The organism is Cellulomonas jepli (genome assembly GCF_047229345.1).
Classification (GTDB): Bacteria; Actinomycetota; Actinomycetes; order Actinomycetales; family Cellulomonadaceae; genus Cellulomonas_A.
On sequence record NZ_JBFTER010000205.1, the window covers coordinates 1 to 1,288 of the forward strand.

At 75.2% G+C, this 1,288-nt stretch carries 2 protein-coding genes; both read left to right on the top strand.

Annotation, left to right across the window (positions count from 1 at the left end; all coding sequences use genetic code 11):
• Positions 1–707, top strand: a 707-nt coding sequence (locus tag AB6N24_RS23085; RefSeq protein ID WP_412871694.1) for a TerD family protein, incomplete at its 5' end; no start/stop codon positions are given.
• A partial coding sequence (locus tag AB6N24_RS23090) for a TerD family protein (RefSeq protein ID WP_412871695.1) occupies positions 704–1,288 on the top strand: 585 nt, incomplete at its 3' end. The genes AB6N24_RS23085 and AB6N24_RS23090, both read left to right, overlap by 4 nt.

Sequence of the window (1,288 nt, forward strand, 5' to 3'; positions counted from 1 at the left end):
GCCCTGCCCGGTCGTGGGGGCCGCCGCCGGCGCAGACCACCCCGCCGGTCCAGGCGCCCCCGGTGCCCGCCGCCCCGGCGTCCGGCCAGCCCGACGCCGCGAGCAGCGGCGAGGTGCAGCTGACCAAGGCGCGCCCGGTGAGCCTGACGAAGGGCCAGAAGGTCACGCTGACCAAGGACGGCGGCGTCGCGCTCACGATGGTCCGCATGGGCCTGGGCTGGGACCCGGTCAAGAAGCGCGGGATGTTCGGCAGCCGTGAGGTCGAGATCGACCTCGACGCGTCCGCGATCCTGTTCGCGGGCTCCGACCCGGTGGACGTCGCGTTCTACAACCAGCTCCGCACGCGGGACGGCTCCGTGCAGCACATGGGCGACAACCGGACCGGGGAGGGCGAGGGCGACGACGAGACGATGCTCATCGACCTCACCCGCGTGCCGGTGCACGTCACGAGCGTGATGCTCGTGGTGACCTCGTACCAGGGTCAGACGTTCGAGCAGGTGCAGAACGCGTTCTGCCGGCTCGTCGACCACACCACGGGCGTCGAGCTCGCCCGCTACACGCTCGCGGGCGGGATGCCGTTCACCGGGATGCTCATGGCGCGCGTGTACCGGCAGGGGTCGGCGTGGAAGCTGCAGGCCGTCGGCGAGGGCCTGCAGGCGCGGACACCCGCCGACAGCATCCCGTCGCTCGCCCGGTACCTCGGGTGAGCTCACCGCTCGAGCTCGCCAAGGGGCAGAACGCCCCCTGGTCCGACGCCGGCGTGCTGGTCGAGGTCACGGGGGCGGCGGTCGCCGACTGTGACGTCTCGGTGCTGCTCGTCGACGCGCAGCAGCGGGTCGCGTCCTCCGACGACCTCGTGTTCTACAACCAGCCGACGGCGCCGGGGGCGGTGCTCGAGCCGGGCACGCCCGCGCGGGTGCGGCTCGACCTCGCTGCGATCCCCGCGCGCGTCCACGCCGTCCTGTGCGTCGTGAGCGTCGACCCGCACCGCCCGGCGCTCGGTGCCCTGCCGCTCCTCACCGCGGTGCTGCGCGGCGGCGACGGCACCGAGCGGGCGCGGTTCCCGCTCGTCGGGCTCACGAGCGAGCGCGCGGTCGTCGCCGTCGAGGTGTACCGCCGGGGTCCGGCATGGAAGGTCCGGGCCGTCGGGCAGGGGTACGACGGCGGGCTGGCCCAGGCGGTCACCGCGCACGGTGTCGAGGTGGACGACCAGGACGCCGCGCCGCCCCCTCCCCCGGCGCCTTCCGCGCCTCGCGGCCCGGGTGCGGCCGCCCCGCCTCCGCCGCCC